Below are 19556 nucleotides of genomic sequence, written 5' to 3' on the forward strand. Positions count from 1 at the left end.
GTGGGCACGAGAGCCTCCCCGAAGGGCACCCCGGCGACGGTCGCGCTGACCGCCGCGGGGGTGCCCTTCGCGCTGCACGGCTACCGCCACGACCCGGCGGCGCCGTCGTTCGGCCTCGAGGCCGCCGCGGCGCTCGGGGTGCCGGCGCGCCGGGTCTTCAAGACCTTGATGGTCCGGCTCGAGCCGGAGGAGTTCGCGCTCGCGCTCGTCCCGGTCGAGCGGCAGCTGAACCTGAAGGCCGCGGCGGCCGCCCTCGGGGCCAAGCGGGCGGCACTGGCCGAGGCGTCGGTCGCGGAGCGCCGCAGTGGCTACGTGCTCGGCGGGATCTCGCCGTTCGGCCAGCGCCGTCGGCACCGGCTCGTCGCCGACTCCTCGCTGCTCGCGGCGGAGACGGTCTTCGTCTCGGGCGGCCGCCGCGGCCTGGAGATCGAGCTCGCCGCGAGCGACCTCCTGGCGGCGACGGACGGGACGACGGCGCCCGTCGCCGCCTGAGGGCGCCGGGCCGGCGCCCGGGCTGTGGCTAGAGCGCCTCGGCCCCGGGACGCTCAGCGGGACGCTCCTCGGGGTGCCGCTGCGCCCGGCGCGGCGACGGAGCGTCCAGGCGGCTCCCGAGCCAGGAGCGGACGGTGTCGTCCCAGCGCTGCGGGTCCACGTTGTACTCGTGCGTGTGGCGCGCCCGCGTGAACCGCTCGAACGAGACCACATGCGGGTTGAGCTCGGCGAGCGCGGCCGAGGGGCCCACCGGCACGAAGTCGTCGTCCTCGCTGTGCAGGATCAGGGTGGGCGTGCGCAGGTGCTCGGCCCGGGCCACCCAGTTCAGCTCCTTGAGGTCCACCGGGGCCGCGAGACCGGTCACGAGCCGGCCCGCCTTGTTCGACAGCAGCCACTGCCCGAGCCGACCGACCGAGGCCGGGATCCGATTGATGCGCGCCTGGTGGGCCAGGACGTCGATCCAGTCGACGACGGGGCCGTCCAGCACGAGAGCGGCGATGCGCGGGGCATGGTGGGAGCGGTCCACGACCTGCAGGCAGATCGCCCCGCCCATCGACCATCCGAGGAGGACGATGTCCTCAGCTCCGTGCCGGATCGCGTAGTCGATCCCGGCCTCGACGTCCTCCCACTCGGTGCTGCCCAGCCCGTAGCGTTGGTCCGGTGCGGCCGGGGCGTGGCCGTCGTTGCGGTAGGACAGCAGCAGGGACGTCAGTCCGAGCTGCTGCACCACGGGGAGCGCCCGCAGCCCCTCGGCCCGGTCGGAGCCGCGGCCGTGGACCATGATCGCCCACGTGCTCCGGCGGTGGGTGCCGGGGACCAGCCAGGACTGCGAGGTGCCGCCGACGACGGGGACATCGACCTCCTCGTAGTCGTAGCCGACCTCGGACGGGGTGAGGTAGGTGGCGCCGGACCAGCGGCCGCGCGCCGCGCCGCGGAGGTCCCCCTCGTAGATCCGCTCGACGTGGCGCGTGACGGTCCCGTCCGCCGGGGCGAACGCCACGATCTCGCCGATCCGCGCGTGCCCGCGCCCGCCGTCGAACATCAGCGAGTAGGTGCCGGGCACGGTGGTCTCCTCGGTGGCCGGGAGGATCACGTTCCAACCCAGGCCCGCCGCGCGGGCCGCACGATGCCGGCCGTGCGCGGATCCCTCCTCCGGCGCCGCCGATTCGTGGGTCAGGTGGTCGGAGGGCACGACGGCGAGGATCTCCAGCTCCTCCGGACGCATCCGCGCCGGGGTGACGACCTGCCGGGCGAAGTAGCTCGCGAGCCCCGACACGGCCCCGGCCACCAGGGAGCCGGCCGCGGCTCCGGCGACGGCGCCGACGACGGCCCACCGGACCGGCGTCCCCCTGCGGGGCGTGGTGCCCCGGGGACTGTGACGGCGGGATTCTGCGGGCGGTGCAGGATGCTGGCGCGGCATGGGTCCATCATGTCAACCCGCCCACGCCGCGCCAAACATCCGCGCCGACGGGAATTCCGCGGTCCGCCGGGGCGTTGTGCCGGGTGTGACTGAGAATTCCGAAGCAGAGCAGTACCGTCCCGCCGTCACCAAGTCCGACGCGGAGTGGCGGCGCGAGCTGACGCCCGAGGAGTACCGCGTCCTGCGTCAGGCGGGCACCGAGCGGCCGTTCACGGGCGAGTACTGGGACACGGAGCAGGAAGGCGTCTACGCCTGCCGCGCGTGCGGCGCCGAGCTCTTCACGAGCCGCGAGAAGTTCGACGCCCACTGCGGCTGGCCGTCGTTCTTCGCCCCGCTCGCCGAGGGGCGCGTGCGGTACCTGCGCGACGAGTCGCTGGGCATGGCGCGGGTCGAGGTCCGCTGCGCGGCGTGCGATTCGCACCTGGGCCACGTCTTCGGTGGCGAGGGCTTCCCGACGCCCACCGACCAGCGCTACTGCATCAACTCCCTCTCCATCCGGCTCCGCGAGTCGGCCTAGGCGAGCCTCCCGGCCCCGGCGCGGACCCGAGCCTAGAATCGGTGGCGTGAACAACATCGGGGACCTGGCGGCGGCGCCGCGCGACTTCGTGGAGGCACTCGGCGCCCTGCGACGCGCCGCCCTCCGGCCGGAAGTCGGTCTCGCCGAGATCCCCGCCCCGGCGAACCTCGCCCCCTACGGGGTGGCGCTGTCGGCCGACGTGCTCGAGCCCGCGGCCCAGCGCGCCGGATCGCTGCACGGCCCCGCGGCGGCCTTCCTCCGCCAGCCCGCCGAGGAGCAGCGAGAGCTCGCCACCGGGCGGTTCATCCTGCTCCACGACCCGGCCGGGTCGCCGGTCTGGGACGGCACCTTCCGGATCGTCACCTACATCCGCGCCGAGCTGGATGCCGACATGGGCAACGACGAGCTCGTCGGGACCGTGGCGTGGACGTGGCTCTCGGATGCCCTCCACGAGCACCGGGCGGTCTACTCGAACGCCGGCGGCACCGCCACCCGGGTCCTCTCCGAGAGCTTCGGCACCCTGTCCAACCGCCCGGGCACGATCGACATCGAGCTCCGCGCCTCCTGGACGCCGGCCACCGCCGACGTGACCGCCCACCTGGAGGCCTGGGCGGACATGGTCTGCGCCTTCGCCGGGCTCCCGCCGCTGCCGCCGGGCGTCACCGCGCTCCCCCGGCGCCGTCTCAACTGACTCCGCGGCAGGATGCCCCGGCCGGTCGCACCGGGCCCTCACGCCCGGGAGGCCCGCCCGGCACCCGGGCCCACCGCGCCGTCGTCATAGAATGGCTCATCATGACCGAAACCAGTGACGCCCCCACGCCCACCCCTCTGACCGCACCCAGCGAGGGCGTCCCCCTGGTCGTCAACACCGAGTCCGGCCTGAGGCGGGCCGCGGCCGCGCTCGCCGCCGCCACCGGGCCGGTGGCGGTCGACGCCGAGCGCGCCTCCGGCTTCCGCTACGGGCAGCGCGCCTTCCTCGTCCAGCTCCGCCGCGAGGGCGCGGGCACGTGGCTCATCGACCCTGAGGCCTTCGAGGACCTCGCGCCCATCGACCAGGCCCTCTCCGGCGTCGAGTGGATCCTGCACGCCTCGACGCAGGACCTGCCGTGCCTGGCCGAGTGCGGCATGCACCCGGACGCGCTCTTCGACACCGAGCTCGCCGCCCGGCTGGCGGGCCTGCCCCGGGTGGGCCTCGGCGCCGTCGTCGAGTCGCTCCTGGGCCTCTCGCTCGCCAAGGAGCACTCCGCGGCCGACTGGTCCAAGCGGCCCCTGCCGGAGCCGTGGCTAAACTACGCCGCACTCGACGTCGAGGTGCTCGTCGAGCTGCGCCAGGAGCTCCACCGGATCCTGGAGGAGGACGGCAAGCTCGAGTTCGCCGAGCAGGAGTTCGAGGCCATCCGCACGGCCGGCCCCGCCGCGCCGCGCCAGGACCCCTGGCGGCGGACCTCCGGCCTGCACGCCCTGCGCGAGCGGCGGAAGCTCGCCGCCGCCCGGGAGCTCTGGTACGAACGCGAGTCACTGGCGGAGAACCGCGACGTCTCGCCCGGGCGGATCATCCCCGACTCCGCGATCATCGCGGCCGCGAAGGCGATGCCGACCACCGTGCCGGCCCTCCTGAAGACCCCCGGCTTCCACGGTCGGGCCGCGGCCAAGGAGGCAGCCCGCTGGATGCGCGCCCTGCAGACGGCCCGCACCACCGAGGACCTCCCGCCGCTGCACCTGCCCTCCAACTCGCCGCCGCCGCCCCGCGTGTGGGCCGACAAGGACCCGGCCGCCGCGGCCCGGCTCAACACGGCCAAGCCGCGTCTCGCCCGTGTCGCGGAGCAGCTCGAGATCCCGCTGGAGAACGTCCTCACCCCGGACCACCTGCGCCGCATCGCGTGGCGTCCGCCGATGCCGATCGAGCCGGAGAGCATCGAGGCGGCGCTCCGCGACCTCGGGGCCCGGCCCTGGCAGGTGCGCCTCGCCGCGCCCGTGATCACCGTCGCGTTCCTCGACCCGGACCTGCCCGGCGAGTAGCGTCGGAGGCATGTCGCCGACGACGCCTCCGGACTCCACTGCCCGCCCCTCCGCCCCGTTCCCGCGGGTCGTCCAGGCCCCCATGGCCGGCGGCCCGGGCACTCCCGAGCTCGCCGCCGCGGTCACCAACGCAGGAGGCCTCGGCTTCGTCGCCGGCGGGTACCTCCGGGCTGACGCGCTGGTCGACCAGCTCGATCGGGCCGAGGCCCTCACCGACGGCCCCCTCGGCGTGAACCTCTTCGTGCCCGAGCGCACCGCGGACGGACGGGCCGTCGGGCTGGACGACGCCGGGCTGGAGGAGCTCGGCCGCTACCGCGAGCGGCTCCTGGCCGACCTCCCGGCGCCGGCAGGCGCCGACGGCCGGCCCGGGACGAAGCCCGAGCCAGCCCCGCTGGAGACCGCCGCGCGACCGGACGACGACGACTACCCCGCCAAACTGGCGGCCCTCCTCGCCCGGCCGGTGCCCCCCGCCGTCGTGTCCTTCACCTTCGGCCTCCCCACGCCCGCCGAGCTCGAGAGCCTCCGGGGCCGCGGGATCGCCGCCGTCGCCACGGTGACCTGCGAGGACGAGGCCCTCGCCGCAGTCCGTCTGGGGTTCGACGGCCTGTGCGTCCAGGGGCCCGAGGCGGGCGGCCACCGCGGGACCCATCTGTCGGCGCAGACGCCCGACGCGAGGCCGCTCGCGCGCCTGCTGCCCGACGTCGTCGCGGCCGTCCGCGAAGCCGGGCCCGCCGGGGCGCGACCGGTGTGGATCGCGGCCGCGGGAGGGATCGCCACGGCCGACGACGTCGCCCGGGTCCTGCGCGCCGGGGCCGACGCGGCGCAGGCCGGCTCCGCGTTCCTGCTCTGCCGGGAGGCCGGCACGGGTGCCACCCACCGGGAGGCGGTGCGCGGCCTCGGGGCGGAACCGGACCCGACGGCCGTCACGCAGGCGTTCACGGGCCGGCCCGCCCGGGGGATCGTCAACGACTTCCTCCGTCGGCACACCGACGCCGCGCCCGCCCTCTACCCCGCGGTCCACCACCTGACCCGGCCCCTGCGCGGTGCGGCCGCGGCGGCCGGCGAGCGCGAGCGCCTCCACCTGTGGGCCGGGACGCGGGCGGGCCTGGCCCGGGAGGCGACGGCGGCGGAGATCACGGCCGAGCTCCTCGCCGGCGCCTCGATTGCCTCGGATATTACCCACGGGTAACATATGCTGTGGATCACAGACCCACAGTGGCCCCCCACGAGAGGACGCGCCGTACACATGTCAGATGCCACCGCCCCGGAACGCTTCGACCGCTACCAGGACCTCGCCGGCGAGGTCGCCGACGAGGTCGTCACCCACGCGAGCGTCGAGGAGCTCGAGCTCGCCGGCGGCCGCACGCTCGCGCTTGTCACGCTGGACAACGGACTCGACGCGCGTCGCCCCACCACCCTCGGCCCCAACAGCCTGATCGGCCTCGGCCGCGTCCTCGCCGAGCAGCAGCGGCGGGCACGGGACGGCGAGATCGACGCGCTGGCCGTCACCGGCAAGCCGGGCTTCTTCGTCGCCGGCGCGGACCTGTCCTTCGTCTCGTCGCTGCGCGACTCGGCCAACGCCGGGCAGATGGCCGAGCTCGGGCACGAGGTCTACGGACTGCTCGCGGACCTGGGCGTGCCGACCTTCGCGTTCGTCAACGGCGTCGCCCTCGGCGGCGGGCTCGAGGTCGCTCTCGCGTGCACCTACCGGACCGTCGCCGCGGAGGCGAAGGGCATCGGCCTGCCGGAGGCCTTCATCGGGCTCATCCCGGGCTGGGGCGGCGTCTACCGGCTGCCGCGCCTGATCGGCCCGGAGGCGGCCCTCCAGGTGATGATCGAGAACCCGCTGAACAACAACCGCTCGATCACCGGCCGTCGCGCGCACGAGCTCGGCATCGCCGACCACCTCGTGACGGAGGGGGACTTCGTGGCCGAGTCCGCCGCCTGGGCCGGGAGCGTCCTCGACGGCGCGGCGGTCGAGCGCCCGCACGCCACCGACCCCGCCACCCCCGAGGGGCGCGACCGCTGGGACGCGGCCCTGCGGAAGGCCGCAGCATTCGTGGAGGCCAAGATCTCCAACGCCGCACCCGCCCCGCTGAAGGTCCTGGAGGTCATGGCGGCCGGCCGCGACCTGACACAGCCGGAGGCGGCACGGCTGGAGGTCGACGCCCTGGTCGGGCTCATGCGCACGCACGAGTTCCACAACACCGTGTACGCGTTCCTCGAGCTCGTGCAGAAGCGTGCGAAGCGTCCCGCCGGGGCGCCGGACCAGGCGCTGGCCCGGCCGGTCGGGCGGATCGGGGTCGTCGGCGCCGGGCTCATGGCCGGGCAGTTCGCGCTGCTATTCGCCCAGGCCCTGCGCGTGCCGGTGACCATCACGGACCTGGACCAGGGCCGGGTGGACCGCGGCCTCGCCCACATCTCGGCCGATCTCGACAAGCAGGTGGCCAAGGGCCGCCTGAGGTCGGAGGACGCCGAGGCCGTACGCGCGCTGATCACCGGAACCACGGACAAGGCCGACTTCGCCGACGCCGATCTGGTCATCGAGGCCGTCTTCGAGGAGCTCTCGGTCAAGAAGCAGGTCTTCGCCGAGGTGGAGGCAGTGGTCTCCCCGGAGTGCATCCTGGCCACGAACACCTCGTCACTGTCGGTGACCGAGATGGCGGCGGACCTGCAGCATCCCGAGCGCGTGGTCGGGTTCCACTTCTTCAATCCGGTCGCCGTCATGCCGCTGGTCGAGATCGTGCGGGCCCCGAGGACGGACGACGCCGTCGTCGCCACCGCCTTCGCGCTGGCCAGGGGCCTCGGCAAGACCGCCGTGCTGGTCCGCGACTCCGCCGCGTTCGTGGTGAACCGCGTCCTGCTCCGGCTCATGGGCGAGGTCCAGAACGCCTTCGACGAGGGCACGCCCGCGGAGGTCGCCGACGACGCGCTGCGCCCCATGGGGCTGCCGATGACCCCGTTCACGCTGCTGGCGATGGTCGGCATGCCGGTGGCCCAGCACGTCATGGAGTCCCTGCACGCCGCCTTCGGCGACCGGTTCCGCGTCTCCGCGAATCTCCAGCGGCTGATCGACCACGGGATCACCGGCCTCTGGGCTCGGGACGACGACGGCGGCCGCACCATCCCGGAGGAGACCGCTGCGCTGCTCGAGCGTGGCGACGAGCCGTCCACCTCGGAGGAGGTCCTCCGCCGCACCCAGGATGCCCTGGCCGAGGAGATCGGACTCATCGTGAACGAGGGCGTGGTCGCCAGTCCGGAGGACGTGGATCTGTGCATGATCCTCGGTGCGGGCTGGCCCATGCATCTCGGCGGCATCACGCCCTACCTGGACCAGGTCGGGGCGTCGGAGCGTGTGAACGGACGGAAGTTCCACCCAGGACGCTGACGCACGGGCCCGGCGGCGTTCCTATGATGGAGGCATGACTCTCCCCGCCGCACCGCACGCCGTCACTCCCGCCGGGCCCGCAGACGGGGCAGGAGCACCCCCCCCGGGTCCTCCGGCCCCGACCCGCCGGGGCTTCCTGAACCGCACCGCGCTCGGGGGTACCGCGGCCGCCGGCACGCTCGCGCTGGCGGCCTGCTCCCCCGGGACGGCGCCTCAGGCGTCAGCGCCGTCGGCTCCGGCGCCCGGCACCGAGGGCACCACCGCGCACGTGGTGGCTCCGGCCTCCGAGCTGCCTCGCGGGTCCAAGCTGAGCGTGGAGATCGAGGGCCGCAACTACCTGCTCTTCCGCCCGAGCGAGACCTCCGTCCTGGCCTACCGGGCCCTGTGCACGCATGCGGGCTGCCAGGTCCAGGTCGGCGACGAGCACGACTTCCACTGCCCGTGCCACAACTCAGAGTTCGCGCCCGAGGACGGGACGCCCACGGCAGGTCCGGCGGACGCCCCGCTGGAGCGCTTCGCGGCCGAGATCGACGGCGAGGACGTCCTCGTCTACGTCTGAGTGCCCCGCCCGGGGCCGTCCGGCGCGTGAGCGGTCCGCCCCCAGCGGGCCGCCCCGGCGCCGTGCACCCCGTGGGTGCCGTCCCCGCAGCCGTCCCCCTCGCCGGACGGGTCCGGGAGGCGGACGACACGGTCGGCGGCCGCCGCGGCGAACGATTCGTCGTGCGTGCTGAACAGCACGGCCCGGCCCGCCTCCGTCCTGCGTGCGAGCAAGCGGCGCAGCAGGCCGATGCCGGCGTCGTCGAGGGCGACCGTGGGCTCGTCGCAGAGCAGCACGTCCGGCTCGCGCACCAGCACCGTGGCCAGTGCCACGAGTCGGCGAGCGGCGCCGGAGAGCTCGTAGGGGTGGGAGTCCGCGGCGTCGGCCAGGCCGACCTCGTCCAGGATCCGTGCGACGCCCTGCGAGTCCTCGAGCCCGAATCCGACCTCCCGGGACACCGTGCGCTCGAAGAGCTGGTCCCCGCTGCGCTGCAGCAGCAGGCCCACGCGTCCGGTGCTCCGGACGGTTCCCGAGAGCGGCGGCAGCAGGCCGGCGGCCGTCTTGAGCAGCGTGGTCTTCCCCGCGCCGTTGGGACCGAGGAGGGCGACGGTCTCCCCCGGCCGGAGCGCCAGATCCACGCCGGTCTGCAGCGCCTGCGCGGACCATCGGGGCCGCAGCCGCCGCGACGAGGCCTCGCGAACCCGGTAGCCGATGCCGGCGTCGGCCAGCTCCAGCAGCGGTCTCGACCGGCGCGGTCCCGCGGCCGCTGCCGGGCCGGCCGGCCTGGACGGCGGGGACTGCCGCTCTGTCACGGCCGGGAGAGCCGCCCGCACCAGCCGGCCGCCCGCGAGCTCCCGGACGTCGTCGGCCCGCGCGGGGAGCCCATCGCTGCGGCGGGCCAGATGGATGACGGCCCGTCCGGCGGCGCACCGCTGCGCGATCCACTCCGCCACCCGGTCACGGGCGCCCGCGTCGAGGCCCGCGAACGGCTCGTCGAGCACCAGCACCTCCGGGTCGGTCACGGCCAGCGCCGCCAGCGCCACGATCCGCTCCTGACCGCCCGAGAGCCGCTCGACCTCGCGTTCCAGCAGGTGCTCGATCCCGAGCCCGGCCGCCGCCTCGCCGACCCTCTCGCGCATCCGCGCCCGCGGGACCCCCTGGTTCTCGAGCGCGAACGCGATCTCCTCCGCCACGGTCTGGCGGGCCCCGGAGAGGAAGTGCCCGGCCTCCTGCGGCAGCACGCCGATGTACCGGGCCCAGCCGGCCGGATCGATCCGGACGCGCTGGCCCGCGGAGAAGGCGAGGCGCCGTCCGGCCACCAGGAACTCGGCGTCCAGGACGTCGTCGTCGGGGTCCGCGCCGGCCGGGGCGCCGTGCAGCGACGGCGCGGGGAGCATGCCGCCCAGCACCCGCCCCAGGGTGGTCTTCCCCGAGCCGGACGCCCCGACGACCGCCGTCAGCGAGCCCGGGGCCACGGCGAGGTGGACGCCGCGCAGGATCTCCGGCCCGTGGCCGCCGAAGCGGAAGGACCGGATCCGGGCCTCCAGCAGCGGCGCCGGCGCCGGGCGGCTCACTCGGCACCGCCGAGGTGCAGGATCAGGACGGGCACGACGACGGCCCCCACGGCGGCGGTCCACCGGACGAGGCGCTGGAGCGGGGAGTCGGGCACGCTCCGCAGCCGGGTCCTGCGGGCCACGGAGGAGGGGAAGCCGCGCGCGGCGAGGTGCGGCGCCCGGTCGGCGGCCTCCTGCACGGAGGACAGCACCAGCGGAACGGCCTGGAGGCGGGCCGCCCGCCAGGAGCGCCGGAGGGGTCCCGGAGGCCGCTGCGCGGGGCCGGCGGCGAGACGGAGCGTCTGGGCGTCGGCGATGGCACGACGCCGTCGCCGTAGGGCCGGCACCAAGGCGAGCGTCGCAGCCAGGAGGTAGCCGGCCTGCGGCGGGACCGGCGCGAGGTCGACGGCCGCGACCAGCTGGTGCCGGTCGAGGGCCAGCGCGACAGTCGCCGCGACCACCACCAGGACCGCGAGCCGGAGCCCGAGGTGCGCCGCGACGGACAGGCCCTCGGCGGTGAGCCGCATCCATCCGGCCTCCAGGAGCACCCGGTCCCCCGTGCGGTCGAACAGGGCGTGGATCATCGCCTGCGAGGCCCACACCGGGAGGAGGATCGCGGCCGACGCGCCGGCCACCCCGGCCAGGCGTCCGCGCGCCGCGGCCGCACCGAGGCACACGAGGACCACGGCCAGGCTGACGGGCCAGGCGGCGAGCGCCGTCGTCGTGGTGACGACGAGTGCCGCGACCGCGAGGACGGTGAACGGGTGCAACGGTTCGCTACTCCTGCGGCTGCGGGCGCCGGCCGAGCACCCGGTGGCGGCGGACGAAGGCGAAGGTGCGGGTCAGCCGGCCGGGGAGGGCGTGGACCAGGAGCGCGGCGATCAGGAAGACGACGGCCTTGTCGCCCGGGTCGGAGATCAGGGCCTGCTTGGTGACGGCGGAGAGGAGCGAGTCCCCCATGGCGCGGAAGGCGCCGACGAGGGCGCCGGTCCCGACCCCGGAGGTGCCCCCGAAGACGAAGGCGGCCACCGGTGCCGCGACGAGGCCCCCGACGACCCCGGCCAGCAGGCCGGCGACAGGGGCCACGACGATGCGGCGGACGGCTCCGAACCGCGCCGCGGTGCCGGCGAGCAGACCGATCAGCCCCGCTCCGGCGGCGAACGGCAGGACGGTCGGGTTAAACAGGGACCACACGAGCGTCCCGAGCACGCCCGTGGCGGCCCCGGCGCGGCGGCCGGCGAGGAACCCCACGAGCACCGTGCCGATCGAATCCAGGTAGAGCGGCACCATGACCGAGCCGACGAACTGCCCCAGCACGATGTTCAACGCCAGCGCGACGGGGATGAGCGTGAGCGTGCCGACCGGGAGCTCGGGCAGGACCGCTGCGAGCAGGAGGAGGGCGGCTGCCAGGTAGCCGGCGAAGGCGGCGAGCGCCACGCCCTGTCCCAGGCCCTCGGCGATGCCTGCGGGCTGCGTGAGGACCAGCGCGAGGTAGGTGCCGGCGAGGACCGCGAAGCCGGCGATCCCGAGGGCGCGACGCCCGGTGCGGCCCCGGTCGGGACCGTCCTCGAGGATCAGTCCGCGTTCGGTCGGGTCGGCGGCGTCGGAGTCCGCTCCGCGGGCGACGGGCCCGGAGGCGGTGGGCTCGGGCGCGGAGGACGGGTGAGATGACATAGGGGTGCTCCTGGATCGCGGAATCGCCGGCGGGGCGCCGACGCACCCGGACGGGGTGTCGGCGCGGCCCCCTATGTCACCTCGGAGGCCGAGTGTGGATTTTACACGGTGTGCCGCCGGCCGACCGCCGAGCGGTTCCCCTCACTCCCCGTGACGGAGCCGGCGGGCGTGGGCTCCCAGCCGGTCGACGAGCTCGGCGAAGCCCGCCTCCGGGTCGTTCCAGGCGACGACGCGGGCGTTCGCCGGACGGCCCCAGAGCCCTCGGTAGTCGGCGACGGTCGTGCCGATCAGCAGCGGCGAGTCGGTCTCGACGTCGACGACGGCGGGACGGGCCCGGTACTCCAGGGTCCCGGCCGCGACGCCCGCGGCGAAGTAGTCGTGGACGTGCGCGATGTAGCCCTGGTCGTAGTGGCGGTGGAACTCGAAGTAGAAGCGCAGGGCGTCGGAGAGGTACCGGACCAGTGGGTCGCTGGACCGGCTGCGGAGCCCCTCCGGGTCACCGGGGCGCACGAGCTCCGCCGCCTCGCAGCCGGCCGCGGCCGCCAGCCGGGTCACGACCTCCGGGGGCATCTCGAAGCGCTCGGTGGCCTCCAGCGCACAGACGACGGGCAGTTGGTCCGCGGCCAGCCCCGCCGCGGCCGCGGCGCCGTAGGCCGCGTAGACCTCGTGCGCCGCGTGGGGGTCCACGTGCGTGTTCCACTCGGCCGTCGGCGTCGTGTTGCCCTGGTAGTTGAAGCTGCCGCCCATGATCACCGCACCCTTGAGCAGCCACGGCAGGCGCGGCTCGCGGCGCAGGGCCAGCGCGAAGTTCGTCAGCGGCGCCGTGAGCAGCGCCGTCAGCTCGCCGGGCGCGGCACGGGCCGCCTCGATCCAGAAGTCGACGGCGTCGTCCGCGGCGCCGACTTCGGTCCCGTGCGAGGCGGACGACGGCGCCGGGAGCTCGGCGTAGCCGACGCCCTGGGGGCCATGGGTCTCCGGCGTCGTGACGAGCGGGATCCGCAGGGGCTCTCTCGCGCCGATCAGGACGGGCACGTCGGGGCGGCCGCAGAGGTCGAGGAGGGCCCGGTTGTTCGCCGCCACCTGCTCGACCGCGACGTTGCCGGGGGTGCTGGTGACGGCGACGAGCTCGACGTGATCGCAGGCCGCGAGGTACGCGAGGGCCAGGGCGTCGTCGATCCCGGTGTCGTTGTCGACGAGGATGCGGGCCGTCGGCGAGGTGCCGTCTCGGCGGGATTCCATGCGGGTCTCCTGCGCTCTCTGCGGTGTGCGATCCGGTCGGCGGCCACTCGCGGCCGCCCCCCGCCGCGAGCCTACCGTGCGGGTTCCGGCGGAGATTCGAACCGCCATGCATAGTCATTCACAGTCATGCATAACAATTGGAAATCTGGCGGCGAGGGCCTAGCATTCTAGGTATGTCGAAAGTACTCACCTCCCTCCCCGTCGGCGAACGCGTCGGCATCGCCTTCTCGGGCGGCCTGGACACCTCCGTCGCCGTCGCCTGGATGCGCGACAAGGGCGCCGTCCCCTACACCTACACCGGCGACCTCGGCCAGTACGACGAGTCGAACATCGACTCCATCCCGGGGCGCGCCCTCGAGTACGGCGCCGAGAAGTCGCGGCTCGTCGACTGCAAGCCGCTGCTCGTCGAGGAGGGCCTCGCCGCGCTGGCCTGCGGTGCGTTCCACATCCGCTCCGGCGGCAAGACGTACTTCAACACCACTCCGCTCGGCCGCGCCGTCACCGGCACCCTGCTGGTGCAGGCCATGCGCAACGACGGTGTGGACGTCTGGGGCGACGGCTCCACGTACAAGGGCAACGACATCGAGCGGTTCTACCGCTACGGCCTGATGGCGAACCCGAACCTGCGCATCTACAAGCCCTGGCTGGACCCGCAGTTCGTCCACGAGCTGGGCGGCCGCCAGGAGATGAGCGAGTGGATGACGGCCCACGGCTTCCCCTACCGCGACTCCGCCGAGAAGGCGTACTCGACCGACGCGAACATCTGGGGCGCCACCCACGAGGCCAAGACCCTCGAGTTCCTCGACACTCCCCTGGAGACGGTCGAGCCGATCATGGGCGTGAAGTTCTGGGACGACTCGGTCGAGGTCGCGACCGAGGACGTGACCATCGCCTTCGAGGCCGGCCGACCGGTCTCCATCAACGGCGAGAAGTTCTCCGACGCCGTGGCGCTGGTCATGGAGGCGAACACGATCGGTGGCCGCCACGGGCTCGGCATGAGCGACCAGATCGAGAACCGCATCATCGAGGCGAAATCGCGCGGCATCTACGAGGCGCCGGGCATGGCCCTGCTGCACATCGCGTACGAGCGCCTGCTCAACGCGATCCACAACGAGGACACGGTCGCGACCTACCACGAGCAGGGTCGCCGCCTGGGCCGCCTGATGTACGAGGGCCGCTGGCTGGACCCGCAGTCGCTCATGCTGCGCGAGTCCATCCAGCGCTGGGTCGGCTCGGCAGTCACGGGCTCCGTGACGCTGCGCCTGCGCCGCGGCGACGACTACACGATCCTCGACACCACCGGGCCCGCCCTGAGCTACCACCCGGAGAAGCTGTCGATGGAGCGCGTCGGGGACGCGGCCTTCGGCCCGCTGGACCGGATCGGCCAGCTCACGATGCGCAACCTGGACATCGCGGACTCGCGGACGCGGCTGGAGCAGTACACCGGCTCGGGCCTGCTCGGCGGCGCCACCGGCGAGCTCATCGGCGACATGGAGGCCGGCGGCGCCGAGGCCATCACCGGCGGCACGCAGGTGACCGAGGACGACCGCGCGGCCGACGAGGCCCTCGAGCGCGCCTCGTTCGACACCGGCACGGACTAGCGTTCCGGCGCGACGGCGAAGGGCGCCCCGCGCGGCTGCAGTGCAGCTGCGCGGGGCGCCCTTCGCCGTGGTGGTCACCGGCCCGCCGGCGCACGCCTGTCCGCCGAGCCCGCCGCCCCCTCCACGTGCCCCCTCCACATGCCCGGTCCGAGCGCCCGGTCCGAGTGCCTAGTCCAGGCTGAAGGGCTTCGGCGGCAGCGGGTGCTTCTGCTTCAGCTTCTCCGGCTCGCCGTAGGGGGCCGCGGCGAGGCGCAGCTTCGAGAAGTCGAGGTTGTTGTCTCTGATCGCCGTCTTGATGGCCGACACGGCGGCCTTGACGTCCGGGGTGAGGATCCGGATGTTCAGCTTGCCGGGGGCGAACTCGGCCGACTCGACCGTGCCCAGGCCGCGCCAGGCCAGGTGCGGCGTGAGGACCTGGACGGCGGTGTCCCGCAGCCGCTGCCCGTAGCCGCCCTCCGACTTGGCCGGGTACTGGGCGACCACCCAGAACTGCTCCTCGGCCGCCAGTTCGGCGAAGCCGTCCTCGCGGCACTGCAGCTCGAAGCCCGCGAGCAACGACTCACCGGTCTCCTCGTCGACGTCCTGGACGTCCTTCGTGGTCGACTGGTGCCCCACGGATCCGTGGTTGATGACGAACTGCCCCAGCCCGCCGTCCGCGTAGGTCTCGTACCACGCCTCGCGGAACTCGAGCGATCCGTCGTCTCGACGGCGGTAGGTGCGGATGATGGCCATGCTTCTCCTCCAGTCCGGGCGGCTTGCCCGTGGATCGGTACTCCTCGAAAACTCCGTGCGCCGGCGGCCTCGGCCGCGGCGGCCCGCTCAGCCCCCGGACGACGACGCGAGCCGCCGGCCGTCCTCGAGCCACGCCCGAGCGGCGCGGCTCGCCCCGGATTCGGGGTCGGCCTCGAAGACGCCGCGGCCTCCCTCGACGGCCGTCACCAGTTCCGCGGCGGACGCGCGCATCCGCTCCACCAGCTCGTCCGGGTACCCGTACGCAGCGCCGTGCTCGGCGAACTCGTCCTCGTCGTCGAGGTAGACGCCGCGGGTGCTCGAGCGGATGACGTCCAGGTCCATGTCGACCGAGTGGATCTCCCAGCCGGCGGGCTGCAGCGGGCGCCAGCCGATCGCGGTCGAGACGTCGATGTAGATGCGGAAGTCGCCCGGGTGGGCGGCGTCGTAGAAGGTCGCCACCCAGTCCGCAGTCCGGACCGCTGCCTCCGGATCCGCCCGTTCCCGATCGCTCCGCTCCTGGTGCGGGATGAGGCAGACCGCGTCGGACGCCGCGTAGAAGCCCGCGCCGGGCCGGGCGACGAAGGCGCCGGCGGGCTGGAAGATCCAGTGCCCGGCCGCATCGGCCCCCAGGTAGGTGCCGGGCACTACCCAGTGCGGTCCGCCGTCGTACTTCCAGGCCCGGGCGACCACCAGCTCGCCCGGCATGGCGCCCGCCGGCTCGGACCGCAGCGGACCGGCGTCCGCGCCCACGGCCGCGGGGCTCACAGGCGGGGGATCTGGCCGGTGGGCAGGTCCTGCCCGGGCAGCGGCCGCGCGAAGGGCACCTGGGTGCCGAGCACCTGTGCGACGGTGCTCTGCGCGATGTTCGCCGCGGTCAGCCCGACGCGCTCGAGGATCTGCGAGCGCGAGCCGTGCGCGAGGAACTCCACAGGCAGCCCGACCTCGTTCAGCGCGGTGTCCACGCCGGCCGCGCGCATCTCCTGCCGGATCCGGGCGCCCACTCCCCCGGCCCGGACCCCGTCCTCGATCGAGACGACGAGCCGGTGCCGAGCGGCGAGCCCGACGATGGACCGTGGCACCGGCAGGACCCAGCGCGGATCGACGACCGTGGCCGTGATGCCCTGCGCGGCGAGCCGGGAGGCGACGTCGAGTCCGGTGTCCGCCATCGAGCCGACGGCGACGATCAGGACGTCCCGGGCGTCCGCGTCGTGCTCGGCGCTGTCCCCGGAGCGGGCCAGGACGTCCACGCCGTCCTCGAGCCGCTCCACGGCATCGATCGACCGGCCCACGGTGCCCTTGCTGAAGCGCAGGACCGTCGGGGCGTCGTCCACGGCGACGGCCTCGCGCAGCTGCTCGCGCAGCCGGTCGGCATCGCGCGGCGCGGCGATGTGGATGCCCGGGACGGACTGCAGGATCGACAGGTCCCACATGCCGTGGTGGCTCGGGCCGTCGGGCCCGGTGACGCCGGCGCGGTCCAGGACCACCGTGACGCCCGCCTTGTGGAGGGCCACGTCCATGAGCAGCTGGTCGTACGCGCGGTTCAGGAACGTCGCGTAGAGCGCGACGACGGGGTGCAGACCCCCGTAGGCCAGGCCGGCCGCGGAGGTCATGGCGTGCTGCTCGGCGATGCCGACGTCGATGACCCGCTCCGGGTGCCGGTCCGCCATGGTTTTCAGGCCCACGGGGATCATCATGGCGCCGGTGATGCCCACGATGTCGTCCCGCTCGTCGGCGATGGACGCGATCTCGTCGCCGAAGACCGAGGTCCAGGACTGCGCGGACCCCGACTCCACGGGCTCGCCGGTCACGGGGTCGATGACGCCGACGGCGTGGAACTGGTCGTCCTCGTGGGCGCGGGCCGGCGCGTAACCACGGCCCTTCTCGGTGAGAGCGTGCACCAGGACGGGGCCCTCGTAGGCGCGCGCCTGCTGGAGCGCCTCGTCCACGCTGGCCTGGTTGTGACCGTCGATGGGCCCGATGTACTTCAACCCGAGGTCCTCGAAGAGGCCCTGCGGGGCCCACCAGTCCTTGATGCCCTTCTTCGCCGCGTGCAGCGACTTGTACGTCAGGCGGCCCATCGCGCCACCGCCCTGCAGGCGCTCCTTGACCTTGTCCAGTGTGACCTCGTAGGCCTGCGAGGTCCGGACCTTGTCCAGGGTCATCTGCCGGAGGCCGGCCAGCTGGTTCGCGAGCCCGCCGATGGTCGGCGCGTAGGACCGCCCGTTGTCGTTCACGACGATCACCAGGCGGCGGTCCTTGTCCGCGGCGATGTTGTTCAGCGCCTCCCAGGCCATGCCGCCGGTCAGGGCGCCGTCGCCGACCACCGCGACGACGTAGCGGTCCGGCTCGCCGTTGAGCACGCGGGCACGGGAGATGCCATCGGCCCAGGACAACGAGCTGGAGGCGTGCGAGGACTCGACGATGTCGTGGACGGACTCGCCGCGGTCCGGGTAGCCCGCGATGCCCTGCTCCTGGCGTAGCGTGTCGAAGTCCTGCCGGCCCGTGACGAGCTTGTGCACGTAGGACTGGTGCCCGGTGTCGAAGACGATGGAGTCGTGCGGGGAGTCGAAGGCGCGGTGGATCCCGAGCGTGAGTTCGACGACGCCGAGGTTGGGGCCGAGGTGCCCACCGGTGCGCGCGACGTTCGCGACCAGGAAGGCCCGGATCTCCGCGGCGAGCTCCTGCAGTTGGACCAGGCTCAGGGCGCGCAGGTCGCGCGGCTCGCGAATGGTCTCAAGCAGTCCCACGGAGGCGGTCCTTTCGATGCGGCTGAAGGTCAGTCAATCCTACCGCCTGGCCACGGTTCGGCTCCGCACCGGGCTCCGCTCCGGGCTCCGCTCCGGGCTCCGCTCCGGGCTCCGCTCCGGCCTCCGATCCACCGGCGCTCAGGCGGCCTGCCGGCTCGGCACTGCGCGCGCGTACGCCGCGGAGAGCCGGCGGTAGGACCGGGTGCCCAGCGCCGTCGTCGCGAGGACGATCGACACGAGCCCGGAGGCCAGGAACACGAGCGCGATGCCGCGGGCCTCCCCGTCGCCGAGCAGCCAGCCCCAGGTCTGCCGGCCCTCGCCCGAGGCCATGTAGGGGATGATCCAGAACTCCGCCAGCGGGGCGATGAGGAATGCGGTGATGGGTGCCGCGGCCGCCTCGAAGGTCATGGCGAAGCCGAAGACCCTCCCCTGCGTCTCGTAGGGGACGACCTTCTGGATGACCGTCTGCTCGGCCGCCTCGATGGCGGGGATGAGCATCATGAAGAGCCAGATCCCCGCCGCGAACAGCCACCACCACTCGCGGAGGGTGAACGTCGCGCCGAGGACGCCCGTGACGGCGACCAGGAGCAGCAGGGTGCGGATGGGGTTCCTGCCCAGGCCGAATCTGGCGACGGCCGCCCCGCCGATCAGGAAGCCGGTGGCTGTCACGCCCAGGACGATCCCCCAGGCCTCGACGGGGAACAGAGTCAGCCCGTACGGGTCCATGAGGGCCATGAACACGCCGCCGGTGAGGTTGTTGAAGGTCGTGAAGAGAATCAGGGCGAACAGTCCCTGCGACGCCTTGACGGCGGCGATGCCCGCTCGCACCTCCGAGAGCGTGTTCCGGTCGCCGGCCCGGACGACGCGGGGCTCGGGGATACGGAGGAAGAGCAGGTGGACCAGGACGACGGCGCAGGCCGCCAGGGCGATGACCAGGGTGCCGCCCATGCCGAGCATGCCGATGGCCAGACCCGAGAAGACGGAGGTGACGAGGAACGCGATGCCCTGCACGGAGCCGACCAGCCCATTGGCGTTGGCGCGCCGCTCCGGCGCGACGAGCAGCGTCACCGTCGTCGACAGGGCGATGTTGCGCAGCTGCTCGACGACTGCGCCGACCAGGACGACGGCGGCGAAGACCCAGAACCACGGGCCGTCCAGGCGGAGCAGCTCGCGCTCGGGCAGCGTGGTGTACATGACCGCGGCCAGCCCGAAGAACGCGACGGTGAAGATCGTCGAGCCGACCATCACCGCGTGCTTGCGGTACCGGTCCACCAGGACGCCGAAGGTCATGCCGAAGAAGGCGACCAGCAGCATGTAGGCGCCGCCGATCAGACCGGTCGCCAGGACGGAGCGGGTCTCCAGGTAGACCCAGAAGGTCAGTGCGAACCAGAGGAAGCTGGTGACGACATTGGCCAGCGCGGTGTTGACGAGGACGTGCAGGAAGGTGCGCCGTCCGGTGTCCGCCGGGACCGTGGGTGCCGCGGCGGTCTGCGCGCCGTCGTCGGGGTCCGTGCCCGGGGTGTGCCCGGAGGGCCCGGTGGGTGGGAGCGGCGGTGCCGCTCCCGGCGCCGCCTCGGGCGCAGGAGGTGGTGCCGCGCCGGCGGGACGCGGGTCTTCGTGCGACATGGCATCAGAG

Annotated in this window: 17 protein-coding genes; 8 read left to right on the top strand and 9 right to left on the bottom strand. The window is 73.9% G+C overall.

Annotation, left to right across the window (positions count from 1 at the left end; translation table 11 throughout):
* On the top strand, positions 1-492 hold the full coding sequence (gene ybaK / locus ABD784_RS03025; protein ID WP_344879718.1) for a Cys-tRNA(Pro) deacylase: 492 nt from the start codon (positions 1-3) through the stop codon (positions 490-492).
* Between the two features lie 28 nt (positions 493-520).
* On the opposite strand, the gene ABD784_RS03030 is transcribed toward ybaK, so the two are convergent.
* On the bottom strand, positions 521-1912 hold the full coding sequence (locus ABD784_RS03030) for an alpha/beta hydrolase family protein (RefSeq protein ID WP_344879720.1): 1392 nt from the start codon (positions 1910-1912) through the stop codon (positions 521-523).
* An 85-nt stretch (positions 1913-1997) separates the two neighbouring features.
* Here ABD784_RS03030 and msrB point away from each other — a divergent pair, with 85 nt between their 5' ends.
* From msrB to ABD784_RS03060, 6 genes are all read left to right on the top strand, one after another.
* Positions 1998-2429 (top strand): peptide-methionine (R)-S-oxide reductase MsrB, encoded by a 432-nt coding sequence (gene msrB / locus ABD784_RS03035; RefSeq protein WP_344879722.1) that lies wholly within the window; start codon positions 1998-2000, stop codon positions 2427-2429.
* A gap of 46 nt (positions 2430-2475) precedes the next feature.
* Positions 2476-3120 carry a DUF3000 domain-containing protein gene (locus tag ABD784_RS03040; RefSeq protein ID WP_425582910.1) on the top strand — a complete coding sequence of 215 codons (645 nt, stop codon included), beginning with the start codon at positions 2476-2478 and terminating at the stop codon, positions 3118-3120.
* A gap of 101 nt (positions 3121-3221) precedes the next feature.
* Positions 3222-4448: an HRDC domain-containing protein gene (locus tag ABD784_RS03045; RefSeq protein WP_344879725.1), complete on the top strand. Its 1227-nt coding sequence runs from the start codon at positions 3222-3224 to the stop codon at positions 4446-4448.
* A gap of 10 nt (positions 4449-4458) precedes the next feature.
* Positions 4459-5637, top strand: a complete 1179-nt coding sequence (locus tag ABD784_RS03050; RefSeq protein WP_344879728.1) for an NAD(P)H-dependent flavin oxidoreductase — start codon at positions 4459-4461, stop codon at positions 5635-5637.
* Between the two features lie 57 nt (positions 5638-5694).
* Positions 5695-7836, top strand: coding sequence for a 3-hydroxyacyl-CoA dehydrogenase NAD-binding domain-containing protein (locus tag ABD784_RS03055; protein ID WP_344879731.1), 2142 nt, complete (start codon positions 5695-5697; stop codon positions 7834-7836).
* 34 nt (positions 7837-7870) lie between these two features.
* Entirely contained in the window at positions 7871-8395 is a 525-nt protein-coding gene (locus ABD784_RS03060; RefSeq protein ID WP_344879734.1) for a Rieske (2Fe-2S) protein, read from the top strand.
* Here ABD784_RS03060 and ABD784_RS03065 read toward each other — a convergent pair.
* The 4 genes from ABD784_RS03065 to ABD784_RS03080 all read right to left on the bottom strand — a co-directional run bounded on the left by ABD784_RS03065 (position 8386) and on the right by ABD784_RS03080 (position 12840).
* Entirely contained in the window at positions 8386-9948 is a 1563-nt protein-coding gene (locus ABD784_RS03065; RefSeq protein WP_344879737.1) for an ABC transporter ATP-binding protein, read from the bottom strand. The two genes, ABD784_RS03060 and ABD784_RS03065, sit on opposite strands and share 10 nt — an antisense overlap.
* Positions 9945-10697, bottom strand: coding sequence for an energy-coupling factor transporter transmembrane component T (locus ABD784_RS03070; protein WP_344879740.1), 753 nt, complete (start codon positions 10695-10697; stop codon positions 9945-9947). Before ABD784_RS03070 ends, ABD784_RS03065 begins: the two co-directional genes overlap by 4 nt.
* Before the next feature lie 7 nt (positions 10698-10704).
* A complete protein-coding gene (locus ABD784_RS03075) occupies positions 10705-11601 on the bottom strand; it encodes an ECF transporter S component (protein ID WP_344879743.1) in 897 nt (298 codons plus the stop codon).
* Between the two features lie 141 nt (positions 11602-11742).
* Positions 11743-12840, bottom strand: a complete 1098-nt coding sequence (locus tag ABD784_RS03080) for a nucleoside hydrolase (protein ID WP_344879746.1) — start codon at positions 12838-12840, stop codon at positions 11743-11745.
* A 173-nt stretch (positions 12841-13013) separates the two neighbouring features.
* On the opposite strand from ABD784_RS03080, the gene argG reads away from it, so the two are divergent.
* Positions 13014-14441: an argininosuccinate synthase gene (gene argG, locus ABD784_RS03085; protein WP_344879750.1), complete on the top strand. Its 1428-nt coding sequence runs from the start codon at positions 13014-13016 to the stop codon at positions 14439-14441.
* Between the two features lie 168 nt (positions 14442-14609).
* Here the strand turns inward: argG and ABD784_RS03090 are convergent, their stop codons facing one another.
* The 4 genes from ABD784_RS03090 to ABD784_RS03105 all read right to left on the bottom strand — a co-directional run bounded on the left by ABD784_RS03090 (position 14610) and on the right by ABD784_RS03105 (position 19546).
* Complete coding sequence (locus ABD784_RS03090) at positions 14610-15173, bottom strand: hypothetical protein (protein WP_344879753.1); 564 nt, start codon at positions 15171-15173, stop codon at positions 14610-14612.
* Between the two features lie 87 nt (positions 15174-15260).
* A complete protein-coding gene (locus ABD784_RS03095) occupies positions 15261-15938 on the bottom strand; it encodes a DUF402 domain-containing protein (protein ID WP_344879756.1) in 678 nt (225 codons plus the stop codon).
* The gene (dxs, locus tag ABD784_RS03100; RefSeq protein WP_344879759.1) at positions 15935-17920 is read right to left on the bottom strand and encodes a 1-deoxy-D-xylulose-5-phosphate synthase; all 1986 of its coding nucleotides are present in this window, start codon (positions 17918-17920) and stop codon (positions 15935-15937) included. The genes ABD784_RS03095 and dxs overlap by 4 nt, the downstream gene beginning before the upstream one ends.
* Positions 17921-18058: 138 nt before the next feature.
* A complete protein-coding gene (locus tag ABD784_RS03105) occupies positions 18059-19546 on the bottom strand; it encodes an MFS transporter (protein ID WP_344879762.1) in 1488 nt (495 codons plus the stop codon).
* Positions 19547-19556: the final 10 nt, after the last annotated feature.

It is taken from the genome of Zhihengliuella alba (genome assembly GCF_039538765.1).
In the GTDB taxonomy this organism is placed as follows: Bacteria; Actinomycetota; Actinomycetes; order Actinomycetales; family Micrococcaceae; genus Zhihengliuella; species Zhihengliuella alba.